The following is a 13,830-nucleotide window of genomic DNA, read 5'->3' as shown; positions in this document are numbered from 1 at the left end:
CTATAGGGGATATGCGCGTCACAGCCGTCACACGCGCCCAGGCTTTCGATTTCCTCGAGTCGTACCGGTCGACGCCGGTGCTCGCCTCGCGCCTTCGCATGGAACTGGGTAGCGCCTGGCATTACGCGCTTGATGCTGGTCGTCTTCCTGAACAACATCAGCAAGAAGTGGACGATGCCGATCCGCGACTGGAAGGCCGCACTGAACCGCTTCACGATCCAGTTCGAAGAGCGGCTGGTGCCGGGTTAAACCTCAACCCGTTTACACAAAATTCCGGACACCCCCCGCGCTTGCCCGTCACGCATTGGTCCGCCCACGACCTTCGACGCGCAACTCGGACGCTTCTTGCAACGCTGGGATGTCCCAACGATATTGCCGAGGCAGTCCTCGGCCACGTACAGCCCGGAATCATCGGCGTCTACAACCGCGATACTTATCACAGGGAAAGGCGTGAGTGGCTCACGCAGCTGTCGCATCGCCTGGCGGCTCCAGCGCCGCCCAGATCTCGTTGCTTATTTTTCGTCTTGTCATCCTGCCAGGATATGGCGTGTGGGCCCAGCCGCGCTGTCCAGGTTGTATTAACGACTCTTAGCGGGAAACGGTATACCACTACACCGCGTAGCTGATCACGTCGGGTGGAAATCGATAGCCAACATAGGAGAGCGGGTTGTCGACGGCGGTATCGTTCTGTTGGGCGGCTGCTTTCATGAACGAAATCATCGCCGGGCCCCCTTAAACCTGCCAATACGTGAACAAAGCCTGGAGAGTGTCTCCGTCTTAAGCATCCTTTCAGTTTCGTCTGCATACCATACGATTGTCCATTTCGTCCGGTGGCCCAGCCGATGTCCACGTGATTTGGTGGCGGTCGAGTTGATCACCAGGAAAAGAGTCCAGGGGCACCTTCATGACCTTCGGGGACTTTCGTGTTCCGCCTGACTCGCGGCGGTTCCCATGATCCATAAAAGTTCGACCGTTAGCGTACCGGCCGTGACCGATGTGCCGCGGCACATTGCAATCATTATGGACGGCAATGGCCGCTGGGCGGCGCAGCGCAGGCTGCCCCGAGTGGCCGGTCACGTGAAGGGTGTCGAAGCGGTCCGCGCAATCGTCGAGGGCTGCGCGCGGCGCGGCGTCGAATTCCTGACGCTGTTTGCATTCAGTTCGGAGAACTGGCGCCGGCCGGAGGACGAAGTGTCGTTCCTGATGCGTCTGTTCGGGGCGACGCTACAGCGTGAAACGGCACGGTTGCACAAGAATGGCATCCGCTTGCGCGTCGTTGGTGATCTATCGGCGTTCGATGCGCACCTTCGGGCGCTCGTGAAGCGAGGGGAAATCAGAACCGCCCACAATACGCGTATGACGCTGACCATTGCGGCGAATTACGGCGGTCGCTGGGATATCCTTCACGCTATAAGCGAGCTACCCGCACGGAGTGCCGTCGATGGTCACGCCGTGCCGGTCGACGAAGCCAGCTTCGCGCAATATCTGGCGATGGCGTACGCGCCGGAACCCGATCTGCTGATCCGGACCGGAGGTGAGCAGCGCATCAGCAACTTCCTGCTATGGCAGCTCGCGTACACTGAACTCTACTTCACCGACATATTCTGGCCAGATTTTGACGACGCCGCGCTTGATGCCGCACTCGCATCATATCGGGCGCGCGAACGTCGTTTTGGGCGCGCAAATGCATGACAGAGGTGTGAAGTATTCACTCATGCTAGACGCCTACTTTATCGGGAGGAGATGGGTCACTCAGACAATCTCCTGCTGTACGAAATGGCCGGTGCCATTCTGTCAGCCGCGCCGCGATCGCGGCACGCCACTGGCGAATTGCGCAACCGCTACTTTTCCACGCTCGTCGAAGGGCTTGAGGTCGTCGAGGCCTGTTTCCGACACTGGATCAGGTCAAACGAGATTTTGCGAAGATTATGCTGCATTATTCAAGACGCTCTGTTTAGTTATCGCGACCCAGCGACATTTGGCTCAAAAGCTGTGATTTGCAGGAGACGAACGATGGGCTACTGGCGCTCATAAGGAGGTTCGGTCCATGCATTTTCTTGGGACTCGGTGCTCGCCGTGCAGGATTCGCTCAGGCGGGCTGGCCGGTGGTTGCTGCAATGCGGAGACGCCGGGTCATTTGACCAACGTCAAAACCCTGCGGTGCAATGAGAAGAACGTGAGAGAAGTCCAGGATGCGAAGCTTATCTGATGCTTAGCGAAGTCATGTTTGGGATGACTGAACAAACCAGAGTGATGCTTCGAGCCGTGGGATTTCTCATGTAATCAGCGTACTCCTGGGCAACTTAAGGCGAGGTTAACGATGCGCATCAACGGCGAACGTGTCGAAGCGTGCATTGTCGGCGCGCTATTGGTGTTCAATGCCGCGCCCGGCCTCTTTCAGGAAGAGCAGGCAAATGGTGTCGTCGATGCATTGAGGCAGCGCAGAGTCGGCTCGGTGTCGATCCGGCTCCCGCGTTATCGTGATGATGTGGGCCGCCGGCCTTCAATGCTTCAGGCAAGTGTCGGCGTTCTTCCATGTGCAGACGTCGAGTCCGGTGTGAATGACCGGAGGTACCGACTTCCCTTCCGCGAGGTCACGCATGACCATCGCGGCGCGGTAGCCCATTTCCTCGGGCCGCTGGCCGACGAGCACATTCACCTTGTGTTCCTTGAGCGCTTGCAGTTCGGGCCCGAGCGTATCCGCCGAGACGATCACGAACTTGCCGTTCTTGATCTTGTCCATTATCGGCGCGACAACCTGCGAAAAGGCCTGCGGCGCAAAGAGAGGCCAGCCGCCCGCTAGCAGAAAGGCGTCGAGACCGGTAGGATGGGCGGTCAGCGTGTCCTGCATCATCTGGTTCGCCTTGGCGGCGTCGTCGTTCACGTAGAGCGGACAGCCACTGATCTCATGCCAGCCGTTCTCGCCAGCGAGCTTCGTGATCCCTTTCTTCCCGGAGAGCACATCGCGCGCGCCCTGGGCCCGCTGGTTGATGTTCTCCGCTGCCGGATTGCCCATCACCAGGCAGACATTGCCGCCTTTCGGCATCAGCATCTTCAACTGCTCGCCAAGCTTGGCGCCCAGTTCGTAGTTGTCGGTGCCGACATAGCTCTTGCGCAGTGACGCATCCTTCGGCAGCAGATCGGCATCCGCGGTGATGACCGGGACCGATCCGCCGCGGCGGCGCAGCACCTCCGCCACAGCCGGCGCGTTCGCTGGCGAGATCGCCATGCTCGCGACGCCCTTGGTCAGCAGGTCGTCGATGATCTGCACTTGCGCGCTCTCGTCCGCGGCGGTCGCGGGACCGGTGTAGTAGCAGTTGTAGCCTTGCTTGTTGAGTTCCTTGTTCGCCCGTTCGCATCCTTGATGCATGAGGTCGAAGTACGGGTTGTCGAGACCCTTCACCACCAGCGCAAGGGTCTTATCGGCCGCGAAGCCAGAGGACGCCAGCATCGCGAGTCCTCCAGCCGCGGCAAGACACATCCACAGTTTCTTCATTGCTTCCTCCTGTTCGGCGCCGGCTCTACGGTGCCCATGTGGGCCTACACAGTCTTTAACGATCGAACGTCAGGCCCGAAATCGGAACTCGGCCTTGGAGCGGATCCTCGCGGTCTTGTGAACCCATGCGTGCGGCAGTTCCGCGCCTAATCCGGCCGCACCCGCTTCCCGCGGCACCGGCCGGGAAGCGGCCGGCGCGTCCAACGACATTTCAATCTCCTTGCCGCTCGCCACCGAGCCTGTTAAAAAGCACCGCGACGACGATGAAGCTGCCGACGACCGTGCCCTGCCAGAACGCGTCGACGCCGAGCAGGATCAGGCTGTTGCGGATGACCTCGATGAGCGCCGCGCCGACGATCGTGCCGAAGGCGCTGCCAACCCCGCCGATCAGATTGGTCCCGCCGACCACGGTAGCAGCGATCACGCGCAGTTCGTCGCCCGTGCCGAGGCCTGTCGTCACCGCGCCTAGCCAGCCGACTTCGAGAATCGCCGCGACGCCCGCCATGAGGCCGCAGAGCATGTAGACGGAACAAACGATGCGGCGCACCGGTACGCCGGTGAGAGTCGCCGCATGACGGTTGCCGCCGATCGCGAACACATAGCGGCCCCAGCGGGTCCAGCCGAACGCGAACCAGAACAACAGCCCAAGCAGGATCAGGAACCACACCGGATTGGCGACGCCGAGCGTCGCGCCGCCGCCGAGCGCGAGGAGCTTGCTGCCGTCGGGGCCGAAATCGAAAATGGTCCGGCTGCGGGAGATCACGAGTGCGAGGCTGCGGCCGACGCTCAGCATGGCGAGCGTCACGACGAAAGGCTGCATGCCGAGATATGCGATGAGCAAGCCGTTGACGAGGCCGACCAGCCCGGCGGTCAGTAGTCCCATGCCGATACCGGCCCAGATCGGGTAGCCCGCGTTCATGACGACCGAGAGCACGATACCGCTGATGCCGATCGTCGAGCCAACCGAAATGTCGATGCCGCCCGTGACGATCACCGCCATCATTCCCAGCGCCACGATGGCGACGAAGGCGAAGTTTCGCGTAACGTTGAAAAGATTTTCGGAGGTCGCGAAGGTCGAGGTCGCGAAAGACAGGGCGATACAGGCGACGATCGTTGCCAGCACGACCCAGAACACCTGGCTTGCGAGCATTCCCGACCAGCGAGTATGCGTCCTCGCGGACTGTGGATCATCGAGCAATGGCGGGGTTGTAGGGGGCCTTCGCGGCGCGTCGTTCAATGTGGTGGCTCCGATGCGAGGCAGTTTCAGGCAGCGGCGATGGCGCCGGTGATCAGTCCGGTCACTTCTTCCGGGGAGGACTCTTCGGTCTTCTTGTCGGCGACCTTGCGCCCGCGCCGCATGACAACCACCCGATGGGCAACGGCGAATACGTCAGGCATGCGGTGGCTGATGAGGATGACGGCGATACCGTGTTCGGACAGGCGTCTGATGAGATCCAGCACCTCGACGACCTGGCGCACACTGATCGAGGCGGTCGGCTCGTCCATGAGGACGAGCCTTGCTTCCGAGAGGCGTGTGCGGGCGATGGCCACCGCCTGCCGCTGTCCCCCCGACATTTGCCTGACGAGGTCGCGCGGGCGCGTCTCGGACTTCAGTGCCTTGAACAGTTCACCCGCACGCCGATACATGGTCGCGTGATCGAGCACGCGGATAGGCCCGAACCCGACCCGCGGTTCGCGGCCAAGGAAAACGTTGGCGGCTGCCGTCAGGTTGTCGCAGAGCGCGAGATCCTGATAGACGACTTCGATGCCGCGCGCGCGCGCGTCGACCGGCTTGTTGAAATGCACGGGATTTCCATCGATGAGAATTTCGCCGTGCGAAGGTGGAAAGTTGCCGGCGACGACCTTCACCAAAGTCGATTTCCCGGCCCCGTTATCGCCCATGAGCCCCACGACCTGACCTGACTCCAGACTGAGCGTCACGTCGGTCAGGGCCTGAATGGCGCCGAAATGCCTGGAAACGCCTCTGAGCTCAAGAAGACTCATGGACAGTCGTGCTCGCTGGAGTGGGGGCGTCCATGGCATTGGCCGGACGGCCAGTAGACACGCGAAGGAAGTAAATATTTTTTAGCGCACGATAGGGCATTTAGCAAGGCACTTCGGCCACCTGTCGAACGTGCCGCCGAATCGGAAGGCGCGTGCATTGCGGCTGCGCACGAAGCGGCGAGCGGTGGCCGCTGAGGGGCGTCGAGCCACTCGCGTCCATCGGAAAATGTCATCCAGCGGACTTCGCGGCACAGGCGCCGCTCCTGGCATGACAAGTACGATCGCCCCAATTAAGGCAGGCCTGAAAGCTTCTGGCGCGTCCGTCCGAGGGTAATCACCCATTAGCCCAAGCGGTCTTGGATGTCTTGAGAATGGGTCGGACGGACACGGGCTAAAGGGCTGGCACGCGGAGATCGTCGCTGGCGCGCCGGCCGTCGACGAATGCTCATCCCTGGCGGCGCTGCATGATCACCAATCTGGCGATTTGGCCGCTCCGCCAACCAATGGTGTCTGTTGAACCTGAAACTGCCCCAGCGCCCAACCGAATGACTCGATTTCCCGCTTGTGCAGCATCGCGAGCTTCAACAGGCACCGCTCGCCTTTTTCCGTCAGGTGGACCTGCACGAGTCGCCGGTCGGAAGCGTCGGGGCGACGCTCGACGAGCCCGGCGGCTTCGCAGCGGGACACGAGCGCCGCGGTACCGTTGGGCGCTGCCTGCAACCGTTCAGCCAGTTCGCCGATACTGGCCCAGGAGCGCTCGGGAAATCCCCTGACGTGAAGGAGCATCTGATATTGCAGAGGCGTGACTCCTTCCGCGTGAGTAATTTCTTCCGAATACCGCAGGAACCTGCGTAACTGGTAACGGAATGCCGACATGGCTTCGAGATCCTGCTTGTTGGGCATGCCGACCCGGATGTGCGGTGATGTTTGCTTCACTTTGCTACCTGTCTCGTTCGGAACATGGACCAGGCGCCTGAAACCGGATTCTCTGCAGCCTTGCTGAAATCCTGTTGCTCTATCGCAAGGCGCACCGGCAATGCGGCGTGACGGGGTGACAGCGCAAAATCGTATCAGATGGATTGCGTGCCCGCGCCGGATCTGGATGCGGTGAACGGTGGGTGTTCCGTATCGCCACGAGCGTCAAGGTTGGTGAACACGCGTTGATAGGACTATAGTGCATGGCACGGCATGACATGATTGCCGAGGCCTGTCTACCCGGTCGCACCGACCGATTAAGGCGGGCGGTGCGATGTTCGATCATCCCCCCAAGACCGCTCGGCTTCTTTCTGCGTGGACCTTGTATTGCGTGCATGGGACCGATCGAGGCCCCCGCGCCGAACGATGACGCGGTGTTGTCATGCGAGGAGAAGCGGGATATGGCCCCCACGAAGCTCGACGGCAAGGAAGGAGATTCGGCGCCTCCTGAAAACGCGCAAGAAGTCGTGAAGCCGCTCGACCTCTATCGCATGAGCATGCTGGGGTTCTGCCTCGGGATCGTGACCGGTTTTGGCGCGGTCGTGTTCAGGATGCTGATCGGCACTATCCATAATGCGGCGTTTCTCGGACGCCTTTCGCCGCTCTACGACGCGAGCCAGTTTACCCCGCCGTCGCCGTGGGGCGCATGGGTGATTCTCGTGCCGGTAGCAGGCGGCTTCGTGGTCACGTGGCTGGTAAGCCGCTTCGCACCGGAAGCAAAAGGGCATGGCGTGCCAGAAGTGATGGACGCGATCTATTTCGGGGGCGGCGTGATCCGTCCGGTCGTGGCGGTCGTCAAGTCGCTCGCATCGGCGATCGCGATCGGCACCGGTGCGGCGGTGGGCCGGGAAGGTCCGATCATCCAGATCGGTTCGGCACTGGGCTCGACGCTGGGTCAGTGGCTGCGGATGCCCGCCAGTCAGCGGATCATTCTCGTTGCGAGCGGCGCGGGGGCCGGCATTGCCGCGACGTTCAATACGCCGATCGGCGGCGTACTGTTCGCGACCGAGCTGATGATGCCGGAAATCAGCGTGGGGACTTTTCTGCCCGTCGCACTGGCAACGGGCACTGCCACGTTCGTGGGACGGCTGTTCCTTGGCGGAGCAGCGGCTTTCCTGGTTCCCCCTCAACTCGGAGCGCTCGATAACCATCTCGCGAGCGGCTTCACGCTGCTGCTTTACGCGCTGCTCGGGGTCGTGGCCGGCGTGGCGGCCGCGTTGCTGATTCGCGGATTGCACTGGGCGGAGGACGCCTTCGATCGCGTTCCGGGGCGTTTTGCGCGCCACGCGCTCGGCATGCTGTTCGTCGGCGTAATGATGTATCTGCTGATGCGCTACGCAGGCCACTACTACGTGGAAGGCGTGGGCTACGCCACGATCCAGGCGACGCTCAATGAACAGTTGCAAGGTGGCCTGTTCCTGCTGCTGCTTGCGCTGTGCAAGATGGCCGCGACGTCGGTTAGCCTCGGCTCCGGCTCGTCGGGCGGCGTGTTCTCGCCGTCGCTGTTCATCGGCGCGACGTTGGGCGCCGCGCTGGCGTCCCTGTTCCATCTGCTGGTGCCGGCCGCTCCGGTCAGCGTGCCTGCATTCGCGATGGTCGGCATGGGGGCGGTGGTCGCGGGCGGCACGGGTGCCGCGATGACGGCAGTGGCGATGATCTTCGAAATGACGCGCGATTACGACATCGTGCTGCCGATGATACTTGCGGTTGCGTTCAGCATCGGCACCCGCCGGCTCCTCTCGCGCGAGACGATCTACACGATGAAACTCGTCAAGCGCGGTCATGTCATTCCAGATGCGTTGCACGCCAATATGTTTCTCGTGCAGAACGCGGGGGCGATCATGGAGGCCGACATACTGGTGCTCGACGCGGACGTCCCGTTTCGCGATCTCCTCGATCGCATGGGCGTCGCGCCGTTCCGGCACATCGTCGTCACGAAGGCAGGCATGCTGTACGGCGTGCTGCGCATCAACACCGGCCTGCGCCGCGCGGTCAGCCATGACAATCCGACGGTCACGATCGGGCAACTCGCGCATCGCAACTTCATCGTCGTGAAGCGATCCGATGCGGCGTTCGAAGTGATCAGCGAACTCCGGCAGCGCCGCGCGGTGATGGCGGTGGTCCTCGTCGATGCCGCTGTCGATGGCGCGTTCGACGTGTCCGGCGTGATTGCGAAGGAGCATATTGCGGACGCCGTCGCCCGCAGTATCGATATTTTCCAGCCCCGGGTTCGCGGAAGGACCGCCACGTCGACGCAATCCGTGCGCGTCAACGACGCTTCGTATGCCGTGCACGGCAGGGGTCTCAAGGTGAGCGACCGTGAAGCTGAAAACTGAGTGGCGGACGTTGCGCGAGCGGCTCAAGGCCGCGGCGCACCTTGTGGATTCCGGGAGCACACGGGAAGACCGTTCGCCCGACGCAACCCCCGACCCGCGCGAGTGGGTGATCGTCTATCGCACCGAGCGCGGGTTCTGCTGCATGTACCGGGGCGAGCCGGTCGAATTCGACGAGATGCTGGACGTGCAGATATGGTCGGAGGAAGAGGACGTGCGGCTCTGGTACTTCGGGCTTTGAACTGGTCCGCGCGTCGTGCGCTGCGCAATTAGCGGTACACCAGGTCGGCGCGGCGATTCTGCGACCACGACGCCTCGTCGTGCCCCAGCGCAACCGGTTTTTCTTTGCCCAGGCTGACGGCTTCCAGTTGAGTCCCGGGCACGCCAAGCGTTTCCAACTCACGCATGACGGCCTGCGAGCGCCGCTCGCCCAGGGCGAGATTGTATTCGGTGGTGCCGCGCTCGTCGGTGTTGCCCTGTATCAGCACATGCTGGGACGGATGCCGGCGCAGATAGTCCGCATGTGCCTGGAGTAGCGCCTGATAGTCATCCCTGACCGTATAGCTGTCGAAATCGAAATAGATGCTTCGCTTTGCAAGCGGACTGTTGGGATTGTTCAGTTCGTCGATCGTCGAGGGACCGGTACTGAGCGCCGACGCATTGGCAGCCTGGCCGCTCGATGTGACCGTTTGCGGCGTTTTCGTTTCATGACATCCCGCGAGCAGCGCGAGCATCACGAACGTGAGCCGGATCGTGCATTTTTTCATTCTGTCTCCGAGAAAAGTGACGACGTGGAGCAGGGCAGTACGTCGAGGGAAGCGACGTCTTGAAGTCTATGTGGCGTTTGCGTGGTGTGCCTCCGTATTTTCCCAGGCGATGCCGCCATCGGAGCAGCCGCCGTTATCTCGCGAAGGTCATCTGAATGAACTCCTGCCGTGTTCCCCCTTCCTGGCTTTACGAAAAAGGTGCAGGAATCGCTTGAATAAATGTCACAACGTGCTTATTCTAGGGGCTAGTGGTGTGGGACCTGGCGTGCCGATATTGCATGTTATGGCGTATGGTCCGGCAGCAAGCCCACTCGTTTTCAGGCGACAGAAGGCGATTCCCCTCCGCCCAGCTTCACGGCTGGGCTTTTTTTGCGTTGATCCCTATCTGACGTTGAAACCGTCTGCCACTTTCTTCCGCGTCCTGGACAGAAGAACGCTGCAAGATGTTCGGCGGCTTTGGTTCCACTATGGAATCTTCTGGGTGGGCCCGTTGGTCACCGCTCTCGTCGCAGTGCTGGAAGCGCATCTGATTGATGCAGATTGTGACATATTGCGGCGTGCCGACGATCCACGTCGGCGCATCGCTGATGCTTAACCTGCGGCACTTCCATCCCGCGCGATTTCGGACCATCCGCGGCGTCGATCTCGAGCACAGGCTCGCGTTCGCCGGCGCCCCCGCAGGTCTGTCGGCGGCGTTCAATGCGCCGCTTGTGAACGCGGTCTTTGCCATCAAGGAATTGACCCGCAGCTTCGACGCACGCATGAGCGGCGTGATCATTACGGCGCAATCGAAGTAGGCAATTACATGCCCGGTCTGCTCGCCGTCGCGGTGCTGCTGATCGGCGTCATCTCCGGGTTGGCAAGGCCTTCGTGATTGTCATCGCGATGATCAATAGGGAGCACCGGGTGCGGGATCCATCGGTGCGCTGCACTCGCAGATAGGGAGTAAACATAGATTTATTTGGCAGAGGCCACCCGCTATCATGCAGCGACTGTGCCGTGAGGCGGCAAGTTCCAAACGTCTGAATTCTGAAGTGACACAGCGATCATTCATGAAGTCTGCGCCAGACTCATCAAAACTCCTTCGCAAGCTCACCAAGGCCGTGCTGTTGGTCGCGACAGCCATTTGCGGCAGCGTGAACGCGATGACAGGTGATCGTATGCTGGACGAGTTAGTGCCGCTGGATTCCTCTGGTCCATGGGCCAAGATGAGGTCTTCGAGCAGAGGCTCGACCTCTGAGGCAGTATCCTCTCCAACGACACCATGGTATCCGGAGCGCGCCGATCCGTATTCCCGGTCTTCTTTGGCGGACATATCGCTGGCAGCGCACGGCGAAATCCTGGCGTTTGACGATGCGTACACGCCGTCACGTAATGCGTTTGGCGCAGGAAGTTTCGCACTCAGCGCGTTGGGTTTCGGGGCTTCGAGCCTCGATTAATCAACTCAATCGCGGTAGCGAGGGCCGTGGCTCGTCTTGCCTGATTGCGGAGGGGAACTCACCCATTCGAAATCGGCCATCTCTGTAACGGACGCCGCGCACGAAACGCCGATGTGGTCCCACAATTTTGCCTTCGCTTTGGCGCAATCTTTGACAAGCGAATCGGTTGCGAGCGCGACCACTGCCTACGATGCTGCCAGATCTCCCAACACCCGGCGCGAGCATCGGGGTTGTTCCAGATGCCTCAATGGAGGAAGGGTTCTTCAGAGTGGAGGTTTTCCCGAGTCTCTTTCATGCGCATCCCGGGACATTTACTGAAGCGCTTTACCCGCGCACCGCGCCGGTGTGCGTTGAATCACCGCGATAGACCGGCTGGCACTCAGACGTTTCGTTACGTCTCATGGAATTATGTCATATCGTGCACTAACATTTGATATGCGTTGGAAATCCGAAGCGTAGAAATCGGACCCAGCTTTCCCAGGAGGAGAGCGCGAGCATTGCTCGGACGTGTCCATTCTGTGGGAGACCGAAATGGGAAGACTATCGACCGCGGGCCGACGGCATCGCCGGCTCGTACTGAAGGCTGCTGCCGCAGCCGGAATTGCGCAGATCGGCGCACCCTTCATCATCAAGGCGCGCGGAGAGGTTCCAATCAAATTCGGGCTCGACGATCCGTTGACAGGTACCTATGCCGAACTCGGCAAGAACGAGCAAATGGGTTGCGAATACGCGATCGATCAGATCAATGCGCGCGGGGGCATATTGGGTCGTCCGGTTCAGCTCATCGTGGAGGATTCCACCAGCGCGGATACTGGCGCTGCTGTACAGAAGGCGCGCAAGCTGATCGAACGTGACAAGGTGGACTTCCTGCTTGGCAATGTCAACTCGGCTATGGCGCTTGCGATCGGGCAGGTTTCAAACGAATTGAAAACACTGCATATTGTGACGGGTGGGCATACCGACGCCGTGACCGGTACAGATTGTCACTGGAACGTCTTTCGGGTCTGCAATACGACGAGGATGGAAACCAACTCGGTATCGAAGGTCCTGTTCGACCGGTACGGAAAAAAATGGTTTTTCATCACCCCCGATTACGCATTTGGCCACACCTTGCAACTCGGCTTCGAGGCGAGCCTGAAGAAGTTCGGAGGGGTGGAGGCTGGAGCCGCGTTGGCGCCGCTTGGCACCACCGACTATTCGTCATATTTGATCAAGGCGCAGGCTGCCGATCCTGACGTCATCCTGTTTCTTACCGCAGGTCAGGATGCTGTCAATTCGCTTAAGCAGGCGGTGCAGTTCGGCCTTAACAAGCGTTTCCACATCGCCGGGGCGCAGCAGGAACTGGAGGTGCTCGAGGGCTTGCCGCCGGATGCGCGAATCGGTACGTGGGTATTCGAATGGTACTGGGACCAGCCCAACGTACCCCACGTAGCGGAATACGTGGCCGGCATCCGTAAGAAGGCCGGGAGAGTGCCGACTGCCAGACACTGGTTCGGGCACGTCGCTGTCAATAGCGTTGCACTCGTCGCTAATCAGGAGAAGACGCTTGACGCGGTGAAACTGGCACGGGCGCTCGAAGGCTTCAAGTTGCCGCCGGACGTAGGGCTGATGCCGGACACACCGTTCTATCGGGCCGGCAACCATCAGCTCATGCCGGATCTCTATGTGGGACATGCGGTAGCGCAGGGACCTAGACCTGATGATCTATTCCACGTCGATCAGCTGGTAAAGGGCATCGACGCGGCGCTGCCGGTCGGCGAAACCGGCTGCCGTCTGACATGGGCATGACCGGTTCGGGGAGCCAGACAGGGGGCTGAGTGCCTAATGATGTCGCGCTGCCGCAACGGCCGCGCGACCGATGAGCCGGGACATCGGAAGCGGACGTCGGCAGCACAGGTAACGGTATGACGCAACTGATCCTGTTCAACGTTTTCAACGGTATCGTCATTGGCGCGTTTTACGCGCTGATGGCGCTTGGCCTGTCGCTGATCCTGAATCTGAGCGGTGTCATCAACTTCGCGCACGGCGGATTCCTGGCAATCGGCGCTTACCTCGCCTACACGATCATGCCGTATGTCGGCTTTTGGGCGGCGCTTGTTATTGCACCCTTGCTGACGGCTGCTCTCGGACTGCTGATCGAGCGGGTACTGATTCGCCGGCTGTATGGAAGAGATCCCCTATACAGTCTGCTGCTCACGTTCGGGCTCGCGTTTCTGCTGCAGGACGGTAGCCGCTATATCTGGGGGCCTCAGACATTGCCATACCAGATTCCGGACGCGCTGAACCAGCCATTGACGTCCTCGTTCTTCTTTCTAACGGGCTATCGTGTGTTCATGGTCGTTCTGGTCGTGATCGTCGTGGCGGCGCTCTTCATGTTCCTGAAGTTCACTCGATCCGGCATTCGTATCCGCGCTGGTGTCGGAGACCTCGAAACGGTCGCGACACTGGGCGTGAATGTACGGTGGCTTCGCAGCATGAATTTCGGCCTCGGCATCTTTCTCGCGGGGCTGGCTGGCGTACTGGCAGCCGGCATGCTCGGACTGCAACCGACAATCGGGGATTCGCTCATCATGCCGAGTTTCGTTGCGATCATCGTCGGGGGACTGGGCAGCCTGCCGGGTACGCTGCTCGGCGGCATTCTCATTGGCGTCGCTTCTGGCCTGACTTCTGTCTTTTTCCCGTCCGCGACCGAAGCGGTGATTTACGTCCTGATGGGTCTAGTGCTGCTCGTACGTCCGCGCGGACTGCTGGGTGAGGAAGGGAGGGTCCAGTGAGATCATCACTGCAACTCGCGGGGGATGCGGCGGTCTGGCTGG

Annotated in this window: 11 protein-coding genes and 1 pseudogene; 7 read left to right on the top strand and 5 right to left on the bottom strand. The window is 60.8% G+C overall.

Annotated features, from left to right (window positions below; all coding sequences use genetic code 11):
- Window positions 1–951: 951 nt before the first annotated feature.
- On the top strand, window positions 952–1,692 hold the full coding sequence (uppS, locus tag OKW37_RS31085; RefSeq protein ID WP_184067224.1) for a polyprenyl diphosphate synthase: 741 nt from the start codon (window positions 952–954) through the stop codon (window positions 1,690–1,692).
- Window positions 1,693–2,503: 811 nt separating this feature from the next.
- Here uppS and OKW37_RS31080 read toward each other — a convergent pair.
- The 4 genes from OKW37_RS31080 to OKW37_RS31065 form a co-directional block, all read right to left on the bottom strand.
- Window positions 2,504–3,496, bottom strand: coding sequence for a sugar-binding protein (locus tag OKW37_RS31080; protein WP_184067251.1), 993 nt, complete (start codon window positions 3,494–3,496; stop codon window positions 2,504–2,506).
- A 211-nt stretch (window positions 3,497–3,707) separates the two neighbouring features.
- On the bottom strand, window positions 3,708–4,646 hold the full coding sequence (locus OKW37_RS31075) for an ABC transporter permease (RefSeq protein ID WP_090805964.1): 939 nt from the start codon (window positions 4,644–4,646) through the stop codon (window positions 3,708–3,710).
- Window positions 4,647–4,759: 113 nt separating this feature from the next.
- Window positions 4,760–5,500, bottom strand: coding sequence for an ATP-binding cassette domain-containing protein (locus OKW37_RS31070; protein ID WP_184067230.1), 741 nt, complete (start codon window positions 5,498–5,500; stop codon window positions 4,760–4,762).
- Between the two features lie 468 nt (window positions 5,501–5,968).
- Window positions 5,969–6,403 carry a MarR family winged helix-turn-helix transcriptional regulator gene (locus OKW37_RS31065; RefSeq protein WP_090805961.1) on the bottom strand — a complete coding sequence of 145 codons (435 nt, stop codon included), beginning with the start codon at window positions 6,401–6,403 and terminating at the stop codon, window positions 5,969–5,971.
- A gap of 473 nt (window positions 6,404–6,876) precedes the next feature.
- On the opposite strand from OKW37_RS31065, the gene OKW37_RS31060 reads away from it, so the two are divergent.
- Both OKW37_RS31060 and OKW37_RS31055 read left to right on the top strand, forming a co-directional pair.
- A complete protein-coding gene (locus OKW37_RS31060; RefSeq protein WP_429403202.1) occupies window positions 6,877–8,811 on the top strand; it encodes a chloride channel protein in 1,935 nt (644 codons plus the stop codon).
- Window positions 8,795–9,049: a hypothetical protein gene (locus tag OKW37_RS31055; RefSeq protein WP_429403201.1), complete on the top strand. Its 255-nt coding sequence runs from the start codon at window positions 8,795–8,797 to the stop codon at window positions 9,047–9,049. Before OKW37_RS31060 ends, OKW37_RS31055 begins: the two co-directional genes overlap by 17 nt.
- Before the next feature lie 28 nt (window positions 9,050–9,077).
- Here OKW37_RS31055 and pal read toward each other — a convergent pair whose 3' ends face one another.
- Window positions 9,078–9,575 carry a peptidoglycan-associated lipoprotein Pal gene (gene pal / locus OKW37_RS31050; RefSeq protein WP_429403200.1) on the bottom strand — a complete coding sequence of 166 codons (498 nt, stop codon included), beginning with the start codon at window positions 9,573–9,575 and terminating at the stop codon, window positions 9,078–9,080.
- Window positions 9,576–9,966: 391 nt separating this feature from the next.
- Between pal and OKW37_RS31045 the strand changes: the two are divergent.
- The 4 genes and pseudogenes from OKW37_RS31045 to OKW37_RS31030 all read left to right on the top strand — a co-directional run.
- Window positions 9,967–10,437: pseudogene (locus OKW37_RS31045) on the top strand (chloride channel protein); the annotation flags it as partial.
- 190 nt (window positions 10,438–10,627) lie between these two features.
- Window positions 10,628–11,014, top strand: a complete 387-nt coding sequence (locus tag OKW37_RS31040) for a hypothetical protein (protein WP_184069008.1) — start codon at window positions 10,628–10,630, stop codon at window positions 11,012–11,014.
- Between the two features lie 531 nt (window positions 11,015–11,545).
- Entirely contained in the window at window positions 11,546–12,802 is a 1,257-nt protein-coding gene (locus tag OKW37_RS31035; protein ID WP_184069005.1) for an ABC transporter substrate-binding protein, read from the top strand.
- 116 nt (window positions 12,803–12,918) lie between these two features.
- Window positions 12,919–13,788 (top strand): branched-chain amino acid ABC transporter permease, encoded by an 870-nt coding sequence (locus OKW37_RS31030; protein WP_429353831.1) that lies wholly within the window; start codon window positions 12,919–12,921, stop codon window positions 13,786–13,788.
- The last annotated feature ends 42 nt before the right edge of the window (window positions 13,789–13,830 follow it).

The sequence above is a fragment of the Paraburkholderia sp. MM5482-R2 genome, from assembly GCF_050436125.1.
Taxonomy (GTDB): domain Bacteria; phylum Pseudomonadota; class Gammaproteobacteria; order Burkholderiales; family Burkholderiaceae; genus Paraburkholderia; species Paraburkholderia tuberum.
The sequence above is the reverse complement of the archived record's forward strand: the minus strand, read 5'-3'. Positions and strand labels throughout refer to the sequence as shown.